Here is a 14,257-nt window from a genome sequence, read left to right as displayed (position 1 = left end):
ATAATAGCATTGCATATCTTGCCTGGGTTCCGCAATTAGAGTGCATCAGGTCCTGAAAATCAACCTGCCATCAAAAAACAAACCCTTGAGACGTTTGCGGAATATGGCAATGCCAGCAGCCAGCAATACCGTCAACACATTAAAGAACAGGATTTTGTCGCCACCCACATCAACAAAGGGGATGGCATTGGAAGGCATGGTGGCGGCATTCAGGCCGCGGTCATAGCTGGCACCTATGACTTGACCGGCATTGTTGATGGCATTGGTCAGGTAAAGGCTTTTGCCAGCCGGGTGCAAGGTCATTTTATTGTCGCGCCAGACAAAGGATAAGCGCATGTCCTGGGTATCTACCACGCCAACGACATGGCCTTCATTATTGATACCAGTGGCGAAGCTGTCGCCAAAACCAATTTTTGCGCCCAGGTCTATCATCTGTTTGCCATCATGGATAAAGGCATGCCAGCGACGGTCTTTCATTTCTGCAGTGCCGACGACGACACCGTGATCATTGATCGCTGTTGCTGAACTATAGCGACCTGTCAGGGTGCCAAGGTCTCGCATGCCGGTGGCCTTGTCATATAAAAAGGCATGGCGCGAACCGTCTGTGATCATCGCAGTGCCCACCACCTGGCCAGGATTATTAATACCGCTGGCGTAACTGATTCTGCCACCCAGGGTCCCCAGGTCTTTGAGTTCTTCGCCAGGGGTATAGAGGAAGGCATGCAATTCATGATTGCGGGTGTCCGAAAACCCTGCTGCCAGCCCTGCGTTGTTGATGGCAGCGCCATAGCTATTGGAGCCCCCCAGGGTGCCCAGCTCTTGTACGCCATGCTCGCGATTGCGGATGAAGGCTCTCCAGGACTGGTCTTTTTTGGAAGACCCGACTATCTCCCCCTTGTCATTGATACGCTTGGCTTCACTCTCGGTTTCCCCCGGCAACTCCAGCTTGACCAGTTTGCCGTTTTCAAAAAATACAGCATGCGGCGTACCATCTTTCTCCTTGATGACGGCTGCCACCTGGCCTGCAGCATTCATGTCATAGGCTATCGATTCGCCATATTGCTTGCGCTCTATACCCAGTGAGTGACTCGTCGACGCGGCCGCCTGGCCACCGATCAGAGCCAGCATAACCAAAGAACCACGCAATGCATGCTGCATACAAATATCCTTTCTGGAGGGAGGTCGTACGGGAAATTTGCAAACAAATATACAGGATTATTATTTTGCAATAAAGATAAATGATTGTTATTTGCCACTATTCTTACCCGACCCTGGATATCTGTCCAGAACCGGACAATCTGGACAGTAGCTACAGTGCACTTGCTCGCAGTTCAGCGGTGCAGCGTACTCATATAATCGCTTCGAGGACTGGCAACGTAGGTGCAGTGAGGGCATGTGCAAATTCATGGCCATCAAGCCAGTTACCATCTATACAGGCAAGACGGGCCAGGTGTTGGCCCCGGATAAAGCCACATTTTTCCAGTACCCTTGCGGACGCGGGATTATTCACAGTAACGCAGGCAAACAAGCGTTTCAGTTGCCACTCCTTGCGCGCCACTTTCAGTAAATGTTGCAGGGCGAGTGTTGCAAAGCCATTATATTATTTGCGAATGTGCACGTCCCTTGCCCACAAGATTGACATCTATTTGCCACCTGCATATATTGAAACCACTTATGCAAAGAGGAGAAGATCATGTCTTTTCAGCCAGTTCGTCGCCTGGCCACGTTGCTGTTCTGTATGCTGGCAAGCCTGGACGCGATGGCAGAAGAAACACCACTCAGGTTCTATACTGAAGAGTATCCACCCATCAGCTTTTCACAAAAAGGCAAGGCTGCCGGTCTTGGTACTGAAGTAGTTGAAGAAATCATGAACCGTCTAGGTATAAGTGCACCTATCGAAGTTGTGCCTTGGGCAAGAGCCTATGCCCATGCAAGCACTACACCTAACGTAGGATTATTTGTCACCACCAGAACCCCGGAGCGCGAAAAATTATTCAAATGGGTGGGCCCTGTCTCTGCAACCACTGCACATTTTTATACTCGTCGCGGCGGCCAGCGCTTTGATAATCTGGAACAAGCCAGGCGTGCCGAACGCATCCTGATTCCGCGAGAATGGTATTTGCAGCAAATGCTGCGTGGCATGGGTTTTAACAATATCAACTCTGTGCCCACTCCGGCTGATGCCGTGCGCATGCTGGTGGCAGGAAGAGCCCCCTTGATGGCCCTTGATGATGTGACGCTTGCTGATACGCTATTGGCAGCTGGCATCAATGCCAATGACATAGAGACTGCTTCCACGATTACCCAGGCAGTCCAATATATCGCCTTTTCACGTGATACACCTGACAGCGTCGCCAACCGCTGGCAAAAAGCCCTTGATGACATGAAGGCCGACGGCAGCTTTGAACGCATTTACAAAAAGTGGCTGCCTGGTGTGACACCGCCTGATGCACGTTAAAGCTATACGCAAGCACAAGCCAAAAGAAATAGGTGCAAGCCCGGACAGCAAAGCTCCATTAATTTGCCGTTAACGCATTGCTAAATGCATGCCTGGGCTGCCTGCAAATTCTAACAGTCAAAAAATCGTAGGCGAAGCTGTTTTAACTAGCAAGGATATGCGTGATTTTTCTATGTCTGGTCTTGACATGGCAGTGCTAAAGCTGGTGGATGACGATGGCATCGAAATCATGTCTTAAGTGCCGGCACCTATTTGAGATCGCTCGCTACTGCACATTGCTAGAATAACTTTCAATTTTAAAACATCACATACTTACGATTAAGCGTTTCTGATCTACACAAGTGAAAACCTGTCTTATTAAGATACTGTTCAATTCAGAGTAGATTTGCTTTTACTAGACACATAATCCACTAAATCAACACCTCCTGTAAAATGCCTCTAAAATTATAGGAGCAAACAAGATGGAGATTGAACAACAAATTGAAGCCATTCGTGTTGGCATCCGAGCTGGCCGCTTCTCTAATGAGGCATCTGTCTCACAAGGCATCGTGTTAAGGTTACTTCACGCCCTCGGCTGGCCCTCTTACGACACCGATTCTGTATGGCCAGAATACTCGTTAAGTGGTCGCCGAGTTGACTTTGCCCTGTGTAATCCACCAACTAAACCGATCATGTTCATTGAGGTTAAACAGATCGGCCAGAGCGATGGAGCCGAGCGACAGCTGTTCGAATATGCCTTTCATGATGGCGTACCCATGGCAATCCTGACTGATGGTCGTGAGTGGAATTTCTTTCTCCCTGGTGAACAAGGCAATTATGGCGAGCGCCGCGTCTACAAACTTGATATTGTTGACCGTGATGTCAAGGAATGCGCGGAGCGATTGAGACGGTATTTATTGCATTCAGCTGTTATTTCCGGAGCCGCTATACAGGCTGCCCGCGACGATTATCGTAACGTTTCTAAAGATCGACAGATGTTAGCAACCCTTCCAAAGGCGTGGCAGCAGATCATAGCTGACGAAGACGAAATGTTACTGGAGATTGTTGCAGATCGTGTCGAAATCTTGTGCGGATTCAAGCCAGGGCCAGACATGGTTGCTTCTTTCATGAAGGAAAGTGCAGTAAGCATTGAACCGTTATCTATCATTCAGGGGAAAAAAATTACACCCCAACCACTACAGAGATCAACTTCAGTTCCTAAATCGAATTTATCAAGCGCAATAATATATCCAGCGCATTCGCAATATCCAAACGCTATTCAACATTCTTCTAAATCACCTCAGGTACAAACAGGTTTTTCGTTCGAAAATCAATTTCACCCAGCTCGCAACGCTATTGACAATCTCAGACAAATATTCGATTTGCTGATTCAGAGGGATGAATCGTTCGCACAACGGTTTTCAGGGCTCCCCAAACATGGCCGGAGTCGCCGTTACTTAGCGATAGATCCCAACGAGCTTTATCCTGGACGTCCAGACTTAATTCGCGATTGCTCTACCAAATTAACATCTGGTTGGTGGATGAGTACAAATCACAGCAAACAAACTATCGGTCAAATCATAATCATGGCATGCGATGTGGCCCAAATTACTTTCGGCACGGACTTGATCGTTAATCTTGGTTAATACGACAACCAAGATAGTTGCGATTAGACTTGCAAGCGACTCCAAATAGCAATGCATAATCACACATACACTGACATAGATTTTTTACTTTAGGCGTGTTTATTCACTTGCTGCCAATGAATGACAAGCGAACTTTTAATTGGACTTCTGTTGCTTGGTCTCCATATACACACGTAATAACTGATTAATGCGTGTCTGGTAACCCTGGCCTTGTTCCTTGAACCACTCAAGTACATCACTATCAAGGCGGATAGTCACGGCCTGCTTGGATGGCGTGCGTAATTCTGCGCGCTGGAAAAAATCATCTCCCAGCTCGGCAATATCGCTGGTGTCGATCTCTTTATCTTTCATCGCTTCCAGGCGTTTCCAATCTGTTTTAGATACTTTGCTCATAGCGTTTCACCTCATTTTTGTTGCCTTACGGGCAGAGATAGTGCGGATAACATCTCCCCCTTTCCACATAAACCACGACGCCTATCACACTATGTATCCATCCCAGGGCAATCCAGCGATCTTCACCATAATCTTCACGACCATCAAAAAGCGTCAGCATGGGATGCTTGAAAATATCAGCGGCATCACTGAAGTCTATGCCGCGCTTGCGAATATTGGTTTGATTTTTGTTTTCATCCCATTCAAAGCGCATTGTTCACCTATACATATAAGTTACACTTATTTTGCATTGATATTTGTATTTACATTTGTATTGACATTTGTATTGACATTTTTATTGATACTATAGGACAGGATTATCAGCTTTGCCGGGTTTCGCCTTAATCAGACGAGCAAATAAGACGGCCAAAAAAAACGGGACCTGAAAGGTCCCGTCATCATTAACAGCTAGCGATCAAGCCATCACACCACAATAGTCTGATGCTCATCACCTTCACGCGCACGGATTTCACCGATCTTGTAGACCGATTCACCAGCCGCAGTCAGTTGTGCCAGGGCTGCATCAGCCAGTTCAGCTGCAACAATGACGGCCATGCCTATGCCGCAGTTGAAGACGCGGTGCATTTCTGCGTCAGCCACGCCGCCGTGTTGTTGCAGCCACGTGAACAGGGGTGGCAGTGTCCACGCGTCTTTATGCAGGACAGCAGTCAGTTTATCGCCCAGTACACGTGGGACGTTTTCTACCAGGCCGCCGCCGGTGATGTGGGCCATGCCTTTGACTTCCAGGGATTCCATCAGGGCCAGCAGGGGTTTCACGTAGATGCGGGTTGGTGCCATCAGGGCGTCACCCAGGCTGCGGCCATGGAAATCGGCATTCAGGTCTGGCTGGGCAACTTCGATGATCTTGCGCACCAGTGAGAAGCCATTGGAGTGGATGCCGGAAGAGGCCAGGCCGAGGATAACGTCGCCCGGTTGTATCTTGCTGCCATCGATGATCTTGGATTTTTCTACGGCACCAACGGCAAAGCCAGCCAGGTCGTATTCACCGTTAGGGTACATGGATGGCATCTCGGCTGTTTCACCACCGATCAGGGCACAACCAGCTTGTTCGCAACCAAAGGCCACGCCCTTGATGACATCAGTTGCCGTAGCAACATCCAGCTTGCCGCAGGCAAAATAGTCGAGGAAGAACAAAGGCTCTGCGCCTTGTACCAGGATGTCATTGACACTCATGGCCACCAGGTCTATGCCTACGGTGTCATGTTTGTTGAGGTGGAAAGCCAGTTTCAGCTTGGTGCCCACGCCATCAGTGCCGGAGACCAGGACAGGTTCCTTGTATTTTTTGCTGACTTCAAACATGGCGCCAAAACCGCCTATGCCAGCCATGACACCTTCGCGCATGGTGCGTTTGGCAAAGGGTTTGATGGCATCAACCAGCGCGTCGCCGGCAACCATATCGACACCAGCGTCGGCGTAAGAGAGAGAAACAGGGGTAGAAGTGCTCATGATATTCGGCAATAGGGGCAGGAGGCGGTAAAATAGAGAAATTGCCAGAAAAGTCCGGCAAAAGCGCTATTTTAACAAATTGACCGCGAAAACCCTGATTTTTTGGGACAGACGGTAAATTCGATGACAAATGACTACTAACCAAGCTTAAAAATGCCATTTACTTTTACGTCGGAGCAAAAACAATCCATGCTGTGGCTGGCCCTGGCATTTGCCCTGCTGGGTTTGCTGGGTTTGCTGGGTCCTGTGCTGATGCCCTTTGTCGTCGCCAGCATCTTGTCTTATGTATTGACACCCTGGGTAGACAAGTTGTGCGCCTTACGCATACGCAGGTTTGGCTTGCCACGCTCGGTGGCAGCGACCCTGGTCATCGTGATTCTGATTGCTGCCGTGCTGGCCATGGTCTTGATCATGATACCTATTCTGCAAAAAGAAGTGCCACAATTGCAAGATCAAATCCCGCGCTTCTTTGACAAGCTCGATGAAATGCTGGCCCCCATGCTCACTGAGTTTGGCATCAAGGTGCGTCTTGATAGTACCGGCATCAAGACCTTGCTGACCGAGCAGATGGCCAGCAGTGGTGAAGTCATCGGCAAGGCGGTCTTGAATTCGATACGTGTCGGTGGCACGGCAGTGCTGGGCATGGTGGCAAATTTATTGCTGATCCCTATCGTGCTGTTCTATCTGTTAATGGATTGGCATGCACTGATACGCCGCCTCAGCCATTTCATCCCGCGCCGCTTTGTCCACGTGACTGCCAATGCAGTGGCAGAAGTCGATGATATTTTGGCGCAATACCTGCGCGGGCAAATCCTGGTGATGATCGTCCTGGCCGTGTATTACTCGGTGGCACTCAGCATCGCCCGCTTTGACCTGGCTTTGCCGGTCGGCATCATCACTGGTTTTTTGGTGTTCATTCCTTACCTGGGTTATGGCCTGGGGCTGGTGCTGGCGCTGATTGGTGCTATCCTGCAATTTGATGGCTTTAGCGGCCTGTTGTCGGTCGCCATTATTTATGGCATAGGACAAATGCTGGAATCGTTTTACCTGACACCACGCCTGGTGGGCGAGCGCATAGGCTTGCATCCGCTAACCGTGATTTTTGCCTTGATGGCATTCGGACAATTGTTTGGCTTTATTGGCATCCTGATTGCCTTGCCAGCCTCTGCCGTGATCTCGGTCGCCGTCAAGCATTTGCGTGTGTCTTATCTGAAAAGCCATTTTTATAGTCAGACATGAGGCAATTAATACTCGACCTGGACGCGCAAAAACTGCCGTCCCTCGCCACCTTCGTGGTGGGGCAAAATGCCGAACTGGCGCAATTACTGGGCATGTTTGCCCAGCGCATCACCAGCCAGTATGGTGAGCGCTCAGTGTATATCTGGGGTGAGCCAGGTGCTGGCAAAACACATTTGCTGCACGCGCTGGCAGATAATGACACGGCCCGTTATATCCCGGCAGATGCGCCGGAAAGCGCCTTTGACTTTACTGAAGGCGTCAGCCTCTATCTGCTCGACGATTGCGACCAATTGCCACCGCTGAACCAGATCGCCGCCTTCAATCTGTTCAATGAGGCGCGCGCCCGTGGCGGCTTTTTGATCGGTGCTGGCAATCGCCCGCCCATGATTTTGAATGTACGTGACGATTTGCGCACCCGTTTTGGCTGGGGCCTGATTTACCAGGTCCATGGCCTGACCGATGAAGACAAGATAGACGCACTGGAGCGTGCCGCCCATGCACGGGGCATACAACTGTCGCCTGGCGTGTTACCCTATCTGATTACCCATTACCGCCGCGACATGAGCTCGCTGACCGATATCCTCGACCAGCTCGACCATTATTCCCTGGTCACCAAGCGCCCCATTACCTTGCCCTTGCTGCGTGAACTGATGTTGCAGCAAATGCCCGGCCTTGATACTACGACAGACTAGCATGCGCAATATCGCCCTATTTGATCTTGACCACACCCTGATCCCTATTGATTCTGACTATGAATGGGGCCAGTTCCTGTGCCGCGTTGGTGCAGTCGATGCCGATGAATTTGCCCGCCGCAACGCCGATTTTTTTGCGCAATACCAGGCAGGTACGCTGGACCCGGTGGAATACCTGGAATTTGCGCTAGGCACCCTGGCGCAATTCCCGCGTGCAAAACTGGATGAATTGCATCATCAATTCATGCAGGAAGTCATCACACCTGCATTGCTGCCTGCGGCTTATGACTTAATCAAAAAACATCAGGATCAGGACCACCTGGTCGCCATCATCACCGCCACCAACCGTTTTGTGACTGCACCCATTGCCACGGCATTGGGTGTGCACCACTTGATGGCGGCAGAGCCTGAGCTTGATGCCAATGGTAATATCACCGGCAAGCTGCTGGGCGTGCCCAGTTCAGGCGAGGGCAAGGTCGTGCATCTGCAAGACTGGCTGGTAAAACAAAACCTGCAACTCAGCGACTTTCACCATAGTTATTTTTACAGCGATTCACAAAACGATATACCGCTGCTGGAACGCGTCAGCCATCCTGTCGCAACCAATCCCAATGCCAAATTAAGCGCACATGCGCTGGCAAAAGGTTGGCCTCAACTTCACCTGTTTGACAAGCAATGATCAAGAAATTTATTCGCAAAATACTGGGCGTAAAAAACAAGAGCGATGCCGCCAGCGCCAACCAAAAGCCCACTGTGCTGAGTCATAAAGACCACGGCATAGACCCGCAACTGGTGTCCGCGAATGCCATACGCATCACCCAGACCCTGCAAGAAAATGGCTTCAAAGCCTTTGTGGTAGGTGGGGCCGTGCGTGATTTGCTGACAGGTGTCAAACCCAAGGACTTTGACATTGCCACCAATGCCACGCCTGAGCAGGTCAAGCGCCTGTTCCGCCGCGCCTTCATCATAGGTCGCCGCTTCCAGATCGTGCACGTCATGTTTGGGCAGGATTTGCTTGAAGTGACCACCTTCCGTGGTGCTGCCACCGATGGCGCACCCAAGGATGAACATGGCCGCGTGCTGCGTGACAATACCTTTGGCGAACAATATGAAGATGCCGCCCGCCGCGACTTCACCGTGAATGCCATGTACTACGACCCGGCATCCCAGGTCGTGCTCGATTATCACGGCGGCATGAAAGACATCAAAAAGAAAACCCTGCGTATCATCGGTGTACCAGAAGCACGTTACCGTGAAGACCCGGTGCGCATGCTGCGTGTGGTGCGCTTTGCCGCAAAACTGGGTTTCACGATAGACGCCACCACCCGCGCACCTATCGCCGTGATGGCACCATTGATCAACAATGTACCCGCCGCCCGCGTCTTTGATGAAACCCTGAAACTGCTGACCAGCGGCCATGCCATGGCCTGCCTGCAGCAACTGCGCAAAGAAGGCCTGCACCATGGCCTGATGCCCTTGCTGGACGTGGTGCTGGAGCAACCCCTGGGCGAAAAATTCGTCGCCCTGGCCCTGGCCAATACCGATGAGCGCGTACAACAAGGCAAGGGAGTTTCACCTGGCTTTTTGTTTGCCTCACTGCTGTGGCACCAGGTCGTTGAGAAATGGGAAGCCTATAAAGCTGCCGGTGAATTCCCCATCCCTGCCCTGCACCTGGCAGCCGATGATGTACTGAACACCCAGACCGATGCCCTGGCGATACAACGCAAGATAGGCTCAGACATGCGCGACATCTGGGCCATGCAACCACGTTTCGACAAACGCGTAGGCAAGACCCCATACAAGATGCTGGAACATCCACGCCTGCGCGCGGGTTATGACTTCCTGTTGCTGCGTTGCGCCTCTGGTGAAATCGATGAAGAAATTGGTCAATGGTGGACAGACTTCATGGAAGGCGACAGCACAGAACGTGACCGCCTCATCAACACCAAACCCAAGGCAGCCGAAGCAGGTCCTAAGAAACGCAAACCCCGCCGCCGCGCCCCCCGCAAGGCAGCCGCCGCAGCCGAAGAATGAGCCTACGAGTTTTTATAGGCATAGGCGCCAACCTGGGTGACGCCAGGGTCACTGTCAGTCAGGCCATAGCCGCGCTGGCGCAATTGCCGGATAGCGCACTCGTGGCGCAGTCTGCCCTGTACGGCAGCGCGCCCATCGATTCGACTGGCGATGACTATGTCAATGCTGTAGTGGAACTGGCCAGCAGCCTCGGCGCTGCTGACTTGCTGCAACACCTGCAAGCCATAGAACTGGCGCACGGCCGCGAGCGTCCCTACCGTAATGCACCACGCACCCTGGACCTGGATTTGCTCTTGTATGGCGATGAAGAAATCAACACCGCCAACTTGCAAGTGCCCCATCCACGCATGACAGAACGCGCTTTTGTCTTGCTGCCCCTGCTGCAACTATCTGCTGATATCGGCATCCCCGGCAAAGGTAGTGCGCAAGATTATGTCGATGCCGTTGCTGGGCAACGCATACAAGAATTACCCACTACCTGAGCGCTTGACAAGGCGATAAGCGAGGCGCAATGCAAATCCCTATTATTCTGCAAACCACGGGCTTGTTGATACTTTCCAATGTCTTTATGACGGTAGCCTGGTACGGCCATTTGAAAAGCCTGTCCAGCAAAGCCTGGTGGGTAGCCGCCTTCATCAGTTGGGGTATCGCCCTGTTCGAATACCTGCTGCAAGTGCCCGCCAACAGAATAGGCTACACTGCCTATAGCCTGGCCCAGCTAAAGATATTACAGGAAGCCCTGACCCTGATCGTCTTCGTGCCCTTCGCCATGTTTTATATGGGGCAACCGTTCAAGCTCGATTACGTGTGGGCGGGCTTGTGTCTGGTTGGAGCAGTTTATTTTATTTTCAGAAGTTAAAAAAATAGAATCGCCAACACCTGAGAAACACCAAATAAGTTGTGTGTTGATTTTGAAGTTGCTTTTGAATTTGTAGTTGTTTTTGAATTTCATCCGCTTGGGATGAAGCCATTTGTGTAGCGCAGAAAATGGATAAGAAATGGCCGATGTTTGAGCGAAGCGAGTTGCGGACATTTCCCATTTTTTGCGCTGCATAAATGGGTACTCCCGCAGGGAGCGAGTCTGCGGTCGCCTTTCTTTGAATACTTTCTTTGGCGAAGCAAAGAAAGTATTTCGGCCGCCGGGACGACACCCGGCCTGGTCGATCAACAGCAATAGAATTCAAGAAGCAAGCACAATAAAGAATACAAAAAATAAATTTGAGGATGTAGGTGGAGACAAAATCGCTGTCAAAAAAAACCAAATGACAGCATCACCTTTGGAGAAAAAGAATGGCTGAATATTTGCAAGACCGTAAAGCAGTAAGCATTCCTGGCTTGATCGCACTACGTGAAAAAGGTGAAAAAATCACCATGCTCACCTGCTACGATGCCAGCTTCGCATCTTTGATGGACCGTTGCGGCGTAGAAATTTTGCTCATCGGTGATTCCCTCGGCATGGTATGCCAGGGACATGACTCCACCCTGCCAGTCACACTGCAAGACGTGGCTTACCACACCGCAGCCGTCACCCGTGGCAATCAAAAAGCACTGGTCGTTGCCGACATGCCTTTTGGCAGCTATGCCACGCCAGAAGCCGCTTTCAACAACGCCGTGCAACTGGTGCAGGCTGGTGCGCAAATGGTCAAAATCGAAGGTGGCAACTGGCTGTTGCCCACCATCAAGTTCCTGACGGAACGCGCCATACCCGTCTGCGCCCACCTGGGTCTGACTCCACAATCCGTGCATCAACTCGGTGGTTACAAGGTACAGGGCAAGACTGATGCATCAGCCAGCCTGTTGAAAGCCGAAGCGCTGGCAGTGCAGGAAGCCGGTGCCACCCTGCTGGTGCTGGAAGCCATCCCCGCCAGCCTGGGCAAGGAAGTCACAGATTCTTTGCGCATCCCCACCATAGGCATAGGCGCAGGCGTCGATTGCTCAGGCCAGGTATTGGTCATGCACGATTTGCTGGGTGTATTCCCGGGCCGTAAAGCCCGCTTCGTGAAAAACTTCATGGAAGGCCAGACCAGCATAGACGCTGCGGTACAGGCTTATGTGGCGGCGGTGAAAGACAAGTCCTTCCCCGCGACTGAGCATAGTTTCTAAGCTGATACTTCATCAGCAATAGTCTGGCCGCTACCCTGTGTTGTCAATGTAGGGGCCAGACTTATCATCAGACTTAGTACCAGACTTACTTCAAGGCTGGCAAGCGCGAGCTATTCAAGGCCAGCACGCTGTCCCCGCTGGTGTCTACATACTTGCGCGCAATGATGCTGCGCACAAAATCCGACGTAGGTGCACGCAAGGGTAAATGCGCACCGTCAGCCAGGCCAGCAATGAACTCACCCACGGCTTGCGGTGTTTGGCCCATGCTGGCAAAGGCTTGTTCAGTGCCTGCCAGATAAGCGTCGCGCATGACTGCATAATCGTCTATATGCTGCTCTGGCCTGCTGCCATGCGCACGCACATTGGCAACAAATTCAGTATTGACCGGGCCTGGCTCAATCAGACAGACCTGCACGCCAAAGCGTTGCGCTACTGGTGCCAGGCTTTCCATCATGCCCTCGACGGCAAATTTGGCAGCACAATAGATATCATTGAAAGGCTGGCCTATCAGACCGCCTACGCTGGACACGGTCAGGATGCGACCAGCATGTGCCTCGCGCATATGCGGCAATACCGCCTGGGTGACACGCAAGACGCCATAGAAATTCACATCCATGACTTGTTGCACTTCCTCAATGCGTACTTCTTCCAAGGCTGCAAAGTAACCGGCACCGGCATTATTGAGCAACACGTCTATGCGACCATAGCTTTGCATGATGCGATGCACAGTCTGCTCTATGCTGGCCTGGTCCTGTACATCCAGGTGTTGTATATCTATTTCCACTGCGGCGAGCTGTGCTGCCTGGCGCAAGGCATCCGCCTTGGCAAGATTGCGCATGGTCGCAACAACCACGTAACCAGCCTGCGCCATGGCAATCGCACTTGCCAGGCCTATGCCGGACGAAGTGCCGGTAATCAGCGCTACTTTTTTCCGAGAATTTTTTTGCATTTTTATTCCATCCATTATGTGTTCTGTTTCTGTAGCAATGTGAGGCAATTTTATTCCGCCAAAGCAGACTGCAAAGACACAGGCTTGCTCGCTTGCGCCAGCGGAAACAGCCACCAGCGCTTGCCGGTTTGCGGTTCGGCGATATCGACTTCTTCACCCATTTGTGGCGTGCTGATCCTGACATCATGCTGTTTTGCCAGTGCTACGATGCGCTCGAAAGGCTCATACCAGCTATGCATGGATAAATCAAAAGTACCATTATGGATGGGCAGCATGACCTTGCCACGCAAGTCGATATGCGCCTGCAGTGATTGCTCGGGCTGCATATGCACGTCGGGCCACATCTTGTTATAGGCGCCGGTTTCTACCATGGTCAGATCGAAGGGGCCGTATTTATCGCCTATCTCTTTAAAGCCTTTGAAGTAACCAGTGTCACCGCTGAAAAATATTTTCAGCTCAGGCGTCAGTATGCTCCAGGATGCCCACAGGGTATGGTCACGGTCATGTAAACCACGGCCAGAAAAATGCTGGGCAGGTGTCGCAACAAACTGCGTGCCATTCACCCAGGTGCTTTGCCACCAGGCCAGTTGCTGTACCTTGCTTGCTTCTATGCCCCATTTGATGAGCCTGTCACCCACGCCCAGTGGCGTCAAAAAATGCTCAGTCTTTTGCGCCAGTTGCATGATGGCGGCATAGTCGAGATGATCATAATGGTCATGCGACAGAATCACGCCCTTGATAGGTGGCAGGTCAGCAATGCTGATCGGTGGCTGGTGAAAACGTTTAGGGCCCATCCACTGGAAAGGCGATGCCCGTTCAGAAAACACCGGGTCAGTCAGCCAGAATTCGCCCTGCAATTTCATCAGCATGGTCGAATGACCGAGTCGATACAGGCTATAGTCTGGTGCAGCCAATAACTGTTCTTTGGTCAGTTCAAATACAGGGATGCTGCCACCAGGCACGGTGTCCTTTGGTTTGTCGAAGAAGAACTTCCACATGATTTTCAGGTTACCCAAAAGACTGGGTTCACGCACAGGTGACTGGTTGACGAAACCTTCGCTGGCAGGCTGAGGGACTACAGCGGGCAACTGCTGGGCATTACTGGGGTAGGAAACATAAGCCATGGTAATCAACACTCCTGTCATGAAGATAAGCATACAAACCACAAAATTGGGTATAAGTCGGGCCTAAAATGAAGCACAAGGCGGGCATACACTGGCACATCGAATTATTACACTACACAGTGTAGTTTCTAAAT

15 protein-coding genes and 1 pseudogene are annotated in these 14,257 nt (G+C 51.3%); 9 read left to right on the top strand and 7 right to left on the bottom strand.

The window, feature by feature from the left end:
• Nucleotides 1–45 precede the first annotated feature (45 nt).
• Together ACO0LC_RS19695 and ACO0LC_RS19690 are read right to left on the bottom strand one after the other, a co-directional pair.
• Entirely contained in the window at nucleotides 46–1,158 is a 1,113-nt protein-coding gene (locus ACO0LC_RS19695) for an HAF repeat-containing protein (RefSeq protein ID WP_423006216.1), read from the bottom strand.
• A 190-nt stretch (nucleotides 1,159–1,348) separates the two neighbouring features.
• Nucleotides 1,349–1,585, bottom strand: a pseudogene (locus ACO0LC_RS19690) (GNAT family N-acetyltransferase); the annotation flags it as partial.
• A gap of 108 nt (nucleotides 1,586–1,693) precedes the next feature.
• Here ACO0LC_RS19690 and ACO0LC_RS19685 point away from each other — a divergent pair.
• Nucleotides 1,694–2,458, top strand: coding sequence for a substrate-binding periplasmic protein (locus ACO0LC_RS19685; RefSeq protein WP_423006214.1), 765 nt, complete (start codon nucleotides 1,694–1,696; stop codon nucleotides 2,456–2,458).
• Between the two features lie 461 nt (nucleotides 2,459–2,919).
• Nucleotides 2,920–4,083: a hypothetical protein gene (locus ACO0LC_RS19680; protein ID WP_423006212.1), complete on the top strand. Its 1,164-nt coding sequence runs from the start codon at nucleotides 2,920–2,922 to the stop codon at nucleotides 4,081–4,083.
• 135 nt (nucleotides 4,084–4,218) lie between these two features.
• Here the strand turns inward: ACO0LC_RS19680 and ACO0LC_RS19675 are convergent, their stop codons facing one another.
• The 3 genes from ACO0LC_RS19675 to purM all read right to left on the bottom strand — a co-directional run bounded on the left by ACO0LC_RS19675 (nucleotide 4,219) and on the right by purM (nucleotide 5,982).
• The gene (locus tag ACO0LC_RS19675; RefSeq protein ID WP_423006210.1) at nucleotides 4,219–4,476 is read right to left on the bottom strand and encodes a BrnA antitoxin family protein; all 258 of its coding nucleotides are present in this window, start codon (nucleotides 4,474–4,476) and stop codon (nucleotides 4,219–4,221) included.
• A 25-nt stretch (nucleotides 4,477–4,501) separates the two neighbouring features.
• Nucleotides 4,502–4,729: a BrnT family toxin gene (locus ACO0LC_RS19670; protein ID WP_423006208.1), complete on the bottom strand. Its 228-nt coding sequence runs from the start codon at nucleotides 4,727–4,729 to the stop codon at nucleotides 4,502–4,504.
• Between the two features lie 209 nt (nucleotides 4,730–4,938).
• Nucleotides 4,939–5,982 carry a phosphoribosylformylglycinamidine cyclo-ligase gene (purM, locus tag ACO0LC_RS19665; RefSeq protein WP_423006206.1) on the bottom strand — a complete coding sequence of 348 codons (1,044 nt, stop codon included), beginning with the start codon at nucleotides 5,980–5,982 and terminating at the stop codon, nucleotides 4,939–4,941.
• 153 nt (nucleotides 5,983–6,135) lie between these two features.
• Between purM and ACO0LC_RS19660 the strand changes: the two genes are divergently transcribed.
• The 7 genes from ACO0LC_RS19660 (at nucleotide 6,136) to panB (ending at nucleotide 12,050) form a co-directional block, all read left to right on the top strand.
• Nucleotides 6,136–7,221, top strand: coding sequence for an AI-2E family transporter (locus ACO0LC_RS19660; RefSeq protein ID WP_423006204.1), 1,086 nt, complete (start codon nucleotides 6,136–6,138; stop codon nucleotides 7,219–7,221).
• The gene (gene hda, locus ACO0LC_RS19655; protein WP_423006202.1) at nucleotides 7,218–7,913 is read left to right on the top strand and encodes a DnaA regulatory inactivator Hda; all 696 of its coding nucleotides are present in this window, start codon (nucleotides 7,218–7,220) and stop codon (nucleotides 7,911–7,913) included. The genes ACO0LC_RS19660 and hda overlap by 4 nt, the downstream gene beginning before the upstream one ends.
• Before the next feature lies 1 nt (nucleotide 7,914).
• Nucleotides 7,915–8,592 carry an HAD family hydrolase gene (locus tag ACO0LC_RS19650; protein ID WP_423006200.1) on the top strand — a complete coding sequence of 226 codons (678 nt, stop codon included), beginning with the start codon at nucleotides 7,915–7,917 and terminating at the stop codon, nucleotides 8,590–8,592.
• Nucleotides 8,589–9,947, top strand: a complete 1,359-nt coding sequence (pcnB, locus tag ACO0LC_RS19645) for a polynucleotide adenylyltransferase PcnB (protein WP_423006198.1) — start codon at nucleotides 8,589–8,591, stop codon at nucleotides 9,945–9,947. Before ACO0LC_RS19650 ends, pcnB begins: the two co-directional genes overlap by 4 nt.
• Nucleotides 9,944–10,429, top strand: coding sequence for a 2-amino-4-hydroxy-6-hydroxymethyldihydropteridine diphosphokinase (gene folK / locus ACO0LC_RS19640; RefSeq protein ID WP_423006196.1), 486 nt, complete (start codon nucleotides 9,944–9,946; stop codon nucleotides 10,427–10,429). The genes pcnB and folK overlap by 4 nt, the downstream gene beginning before the upstream one ends.
• Before the next feature lie 29 nt (nucleotides 10,430–10,458).
• Complete coding sequence (locus ACO0LC_RS19635) at nucleotides 10,459–10,806, top strand: DMT family protein (protein ID WP_423006194.1); 348 nt, start codon at nucleotides 10,459–10,461, stop codon at nucleotides 10,804–10,806.
• Nucleotides 10,807–11,237: 431 nt separating this feature from the next.
• Nucleotides 11,238–12,050, top strand: a complete 813-nt coding sequence (gene panB / locus ACO0LC_RS19630; protein ID WP_423006192.1) for a 3-methyl-2-oxobutanoate hydroxymethyltransferase — start codon at nucleotides 11,238–11,240, stop codon at nucleotides 12,048–12,050.
• Nucleotides 12,051–12,135: 85 nt separating this feature from the next.
• Here the strand turns inward: panB and ACO0LC_RS19625 are convergent, their stop codons facing one another.
• The gene (locus ACO0LC_RS19625) at nucleotides 12,136–12,999 is read right to left on the bottom strand and encodes an SDR family oxidoreductase (protein ID WP_423006190.1); all 864 of its coding nucleotides are present in this window, start codon (nucleotides 12,997–12,999) and stop codon (nucleotides 12,136–12,138) included.
• Nucleotides 13,000–13,049: 50 nt separating this feature from the next.
• Nucleotides 13,050–14,123: an MBL fold metallo-hydrolase gene (locus ACO0LC_RS19620; RefSeq protein WP_423006188.1), complete on the bottom strand. Its 1,074-nt coding sequence runs from the start codon at nucleotides 14,121–14,123 to the stop codon at nucleotides 13,050–13,052.
• Nucleotides 14,124–14,257: the final 134 nt, after the last annotated feature.

Origin of the sequence: Undibacterium sp. JH2W, from assembly GCF_049340425.1 — a bacterium.
In the GTDB taxonomy this organism is placed as follows: domain Bacteria; phylum Pseudomonadota; class Gammaproteobacteria; order Burkholderiales; family Burkholderiaceae_D; genus Undibacterium.
The sequence above is the reverse complement of the archived record's forward strand: the minus strand, read 5'-3'. Positions and strand labels throughout refer to the sequence as shown.

What these genes read in the sequence shown, in the direction of transcription:
- ACO0LC_RS19695 (WP_423006216.1), bottom strand. Translation starts at nt 1,158, where the DNA reads ATGCAGCATGCATTGCGTGGTTCTTTGGTTATGCTGGCTCTGATCGGT.
- ACO0LC_RS19685 (WP_423006214.1), top strand. Translation starts at nt 1,694, where the DNA reads ATGTCTTTTCAGCCAGTTCGTCGCCTGGCCACGTTGCTGTTCTGTATG.
- ACO0LC_RS19680 (WP_423006212.1), top strand. Translation starts at nt 2,920, where the DNA reads ATGGAGATTGAACAACAAATTGAAGCCATTCGTGTTGGCATCCGAGCT.
- ACO0LC_RS19675 (WP_423006210.1), bottom strand. Translation starts at nt 4,476, where the DNA reads ATGAGCAAAGTATCTAAAACAGATTGGAAACGCCTGGAAGCGATGAAA.
- ACO0LC_RS19670 (WP_423006208.1), bottom strand. Translation starts at nt 4,729, where the DNA reads ATGCGCTTTGAATGGGATGAAAACAAAAATCAAACCAATATTCGCAAG.
- purM (WP_423006206.1), bottom strand. Translation starts at nt 5,982, where the DNA reads ATGAGCACTTCTACCCCTGTTTCTCTCTCTTACGCCGACGCTGGTGTC.
- ACO0LC_RS19660 (WP_423006204.1), top strand. Translation starts at nt 6,136, where the DNA reads ATGCCATTTACTTTTACGTCGGAGCAAAAACAATCCATGCTGTGGCTG.
- hda (WP_423006202.1), top strand. Translation starts at nt 7,218, where the DNA reads ATGAGGCAATTAATACTCGACCTGGACGCGCAAAAACTGCCGTCCCTC.
- ACO0LC_RS19650 (WP_423006200.1), top strand. Translation starts at nt 7,915, where the DNA reads ATGCGCAATATCGCCCTATTTGATCTTGACCACACCCTGATCCCTATT.
- pcnB (WP_423006198.1), top strand. Translation starts at nt 8,589, where the DNA reads ATGATCAAGAAATTTATTCGCAAAATACTGGGCGTAAAAAACAAGAGC.
- folK (WP_423006196.1), top strand. Translation starts at nt 9,944, where the DNA reads ATGAGCCTACGAGTTTTTATAGGCATAGGCGCCAACCTGGGTGACGCC.
- ACO0LC_RS19635 (WP_423006194.1), top strand. Translation starts at nt 10,459, where the DNA reads ATGCAAATCCCTATTATTCTGCAAACCACGGGCTTGTTGATACTTTCC.
- panB (WP_423006192.1), top strand. Translation starts at nt 11,238, where the DNA reads ATGGCTGAATATTTGCAAGACCGTAAAGCAGTAAGCATTCCTGGCTTG.
- ACO0LC_RS19625 (WP_423006190.1), bottom strand. Translation starts at nt 12,999, where the DNA reads ATGCAAAAAAATTCTCGGAAAAAAGTAGCGCTGATTACCGGCACTTCG.
- ACO0LC_RS19620 (WP_423006188.1), bottom strand. Translation starts at nt 14,123, where the DNA reads ATGGCTTATGTTTCCTACCCCAGTAATGCCCAGCAGTTGCCCGCTGTA.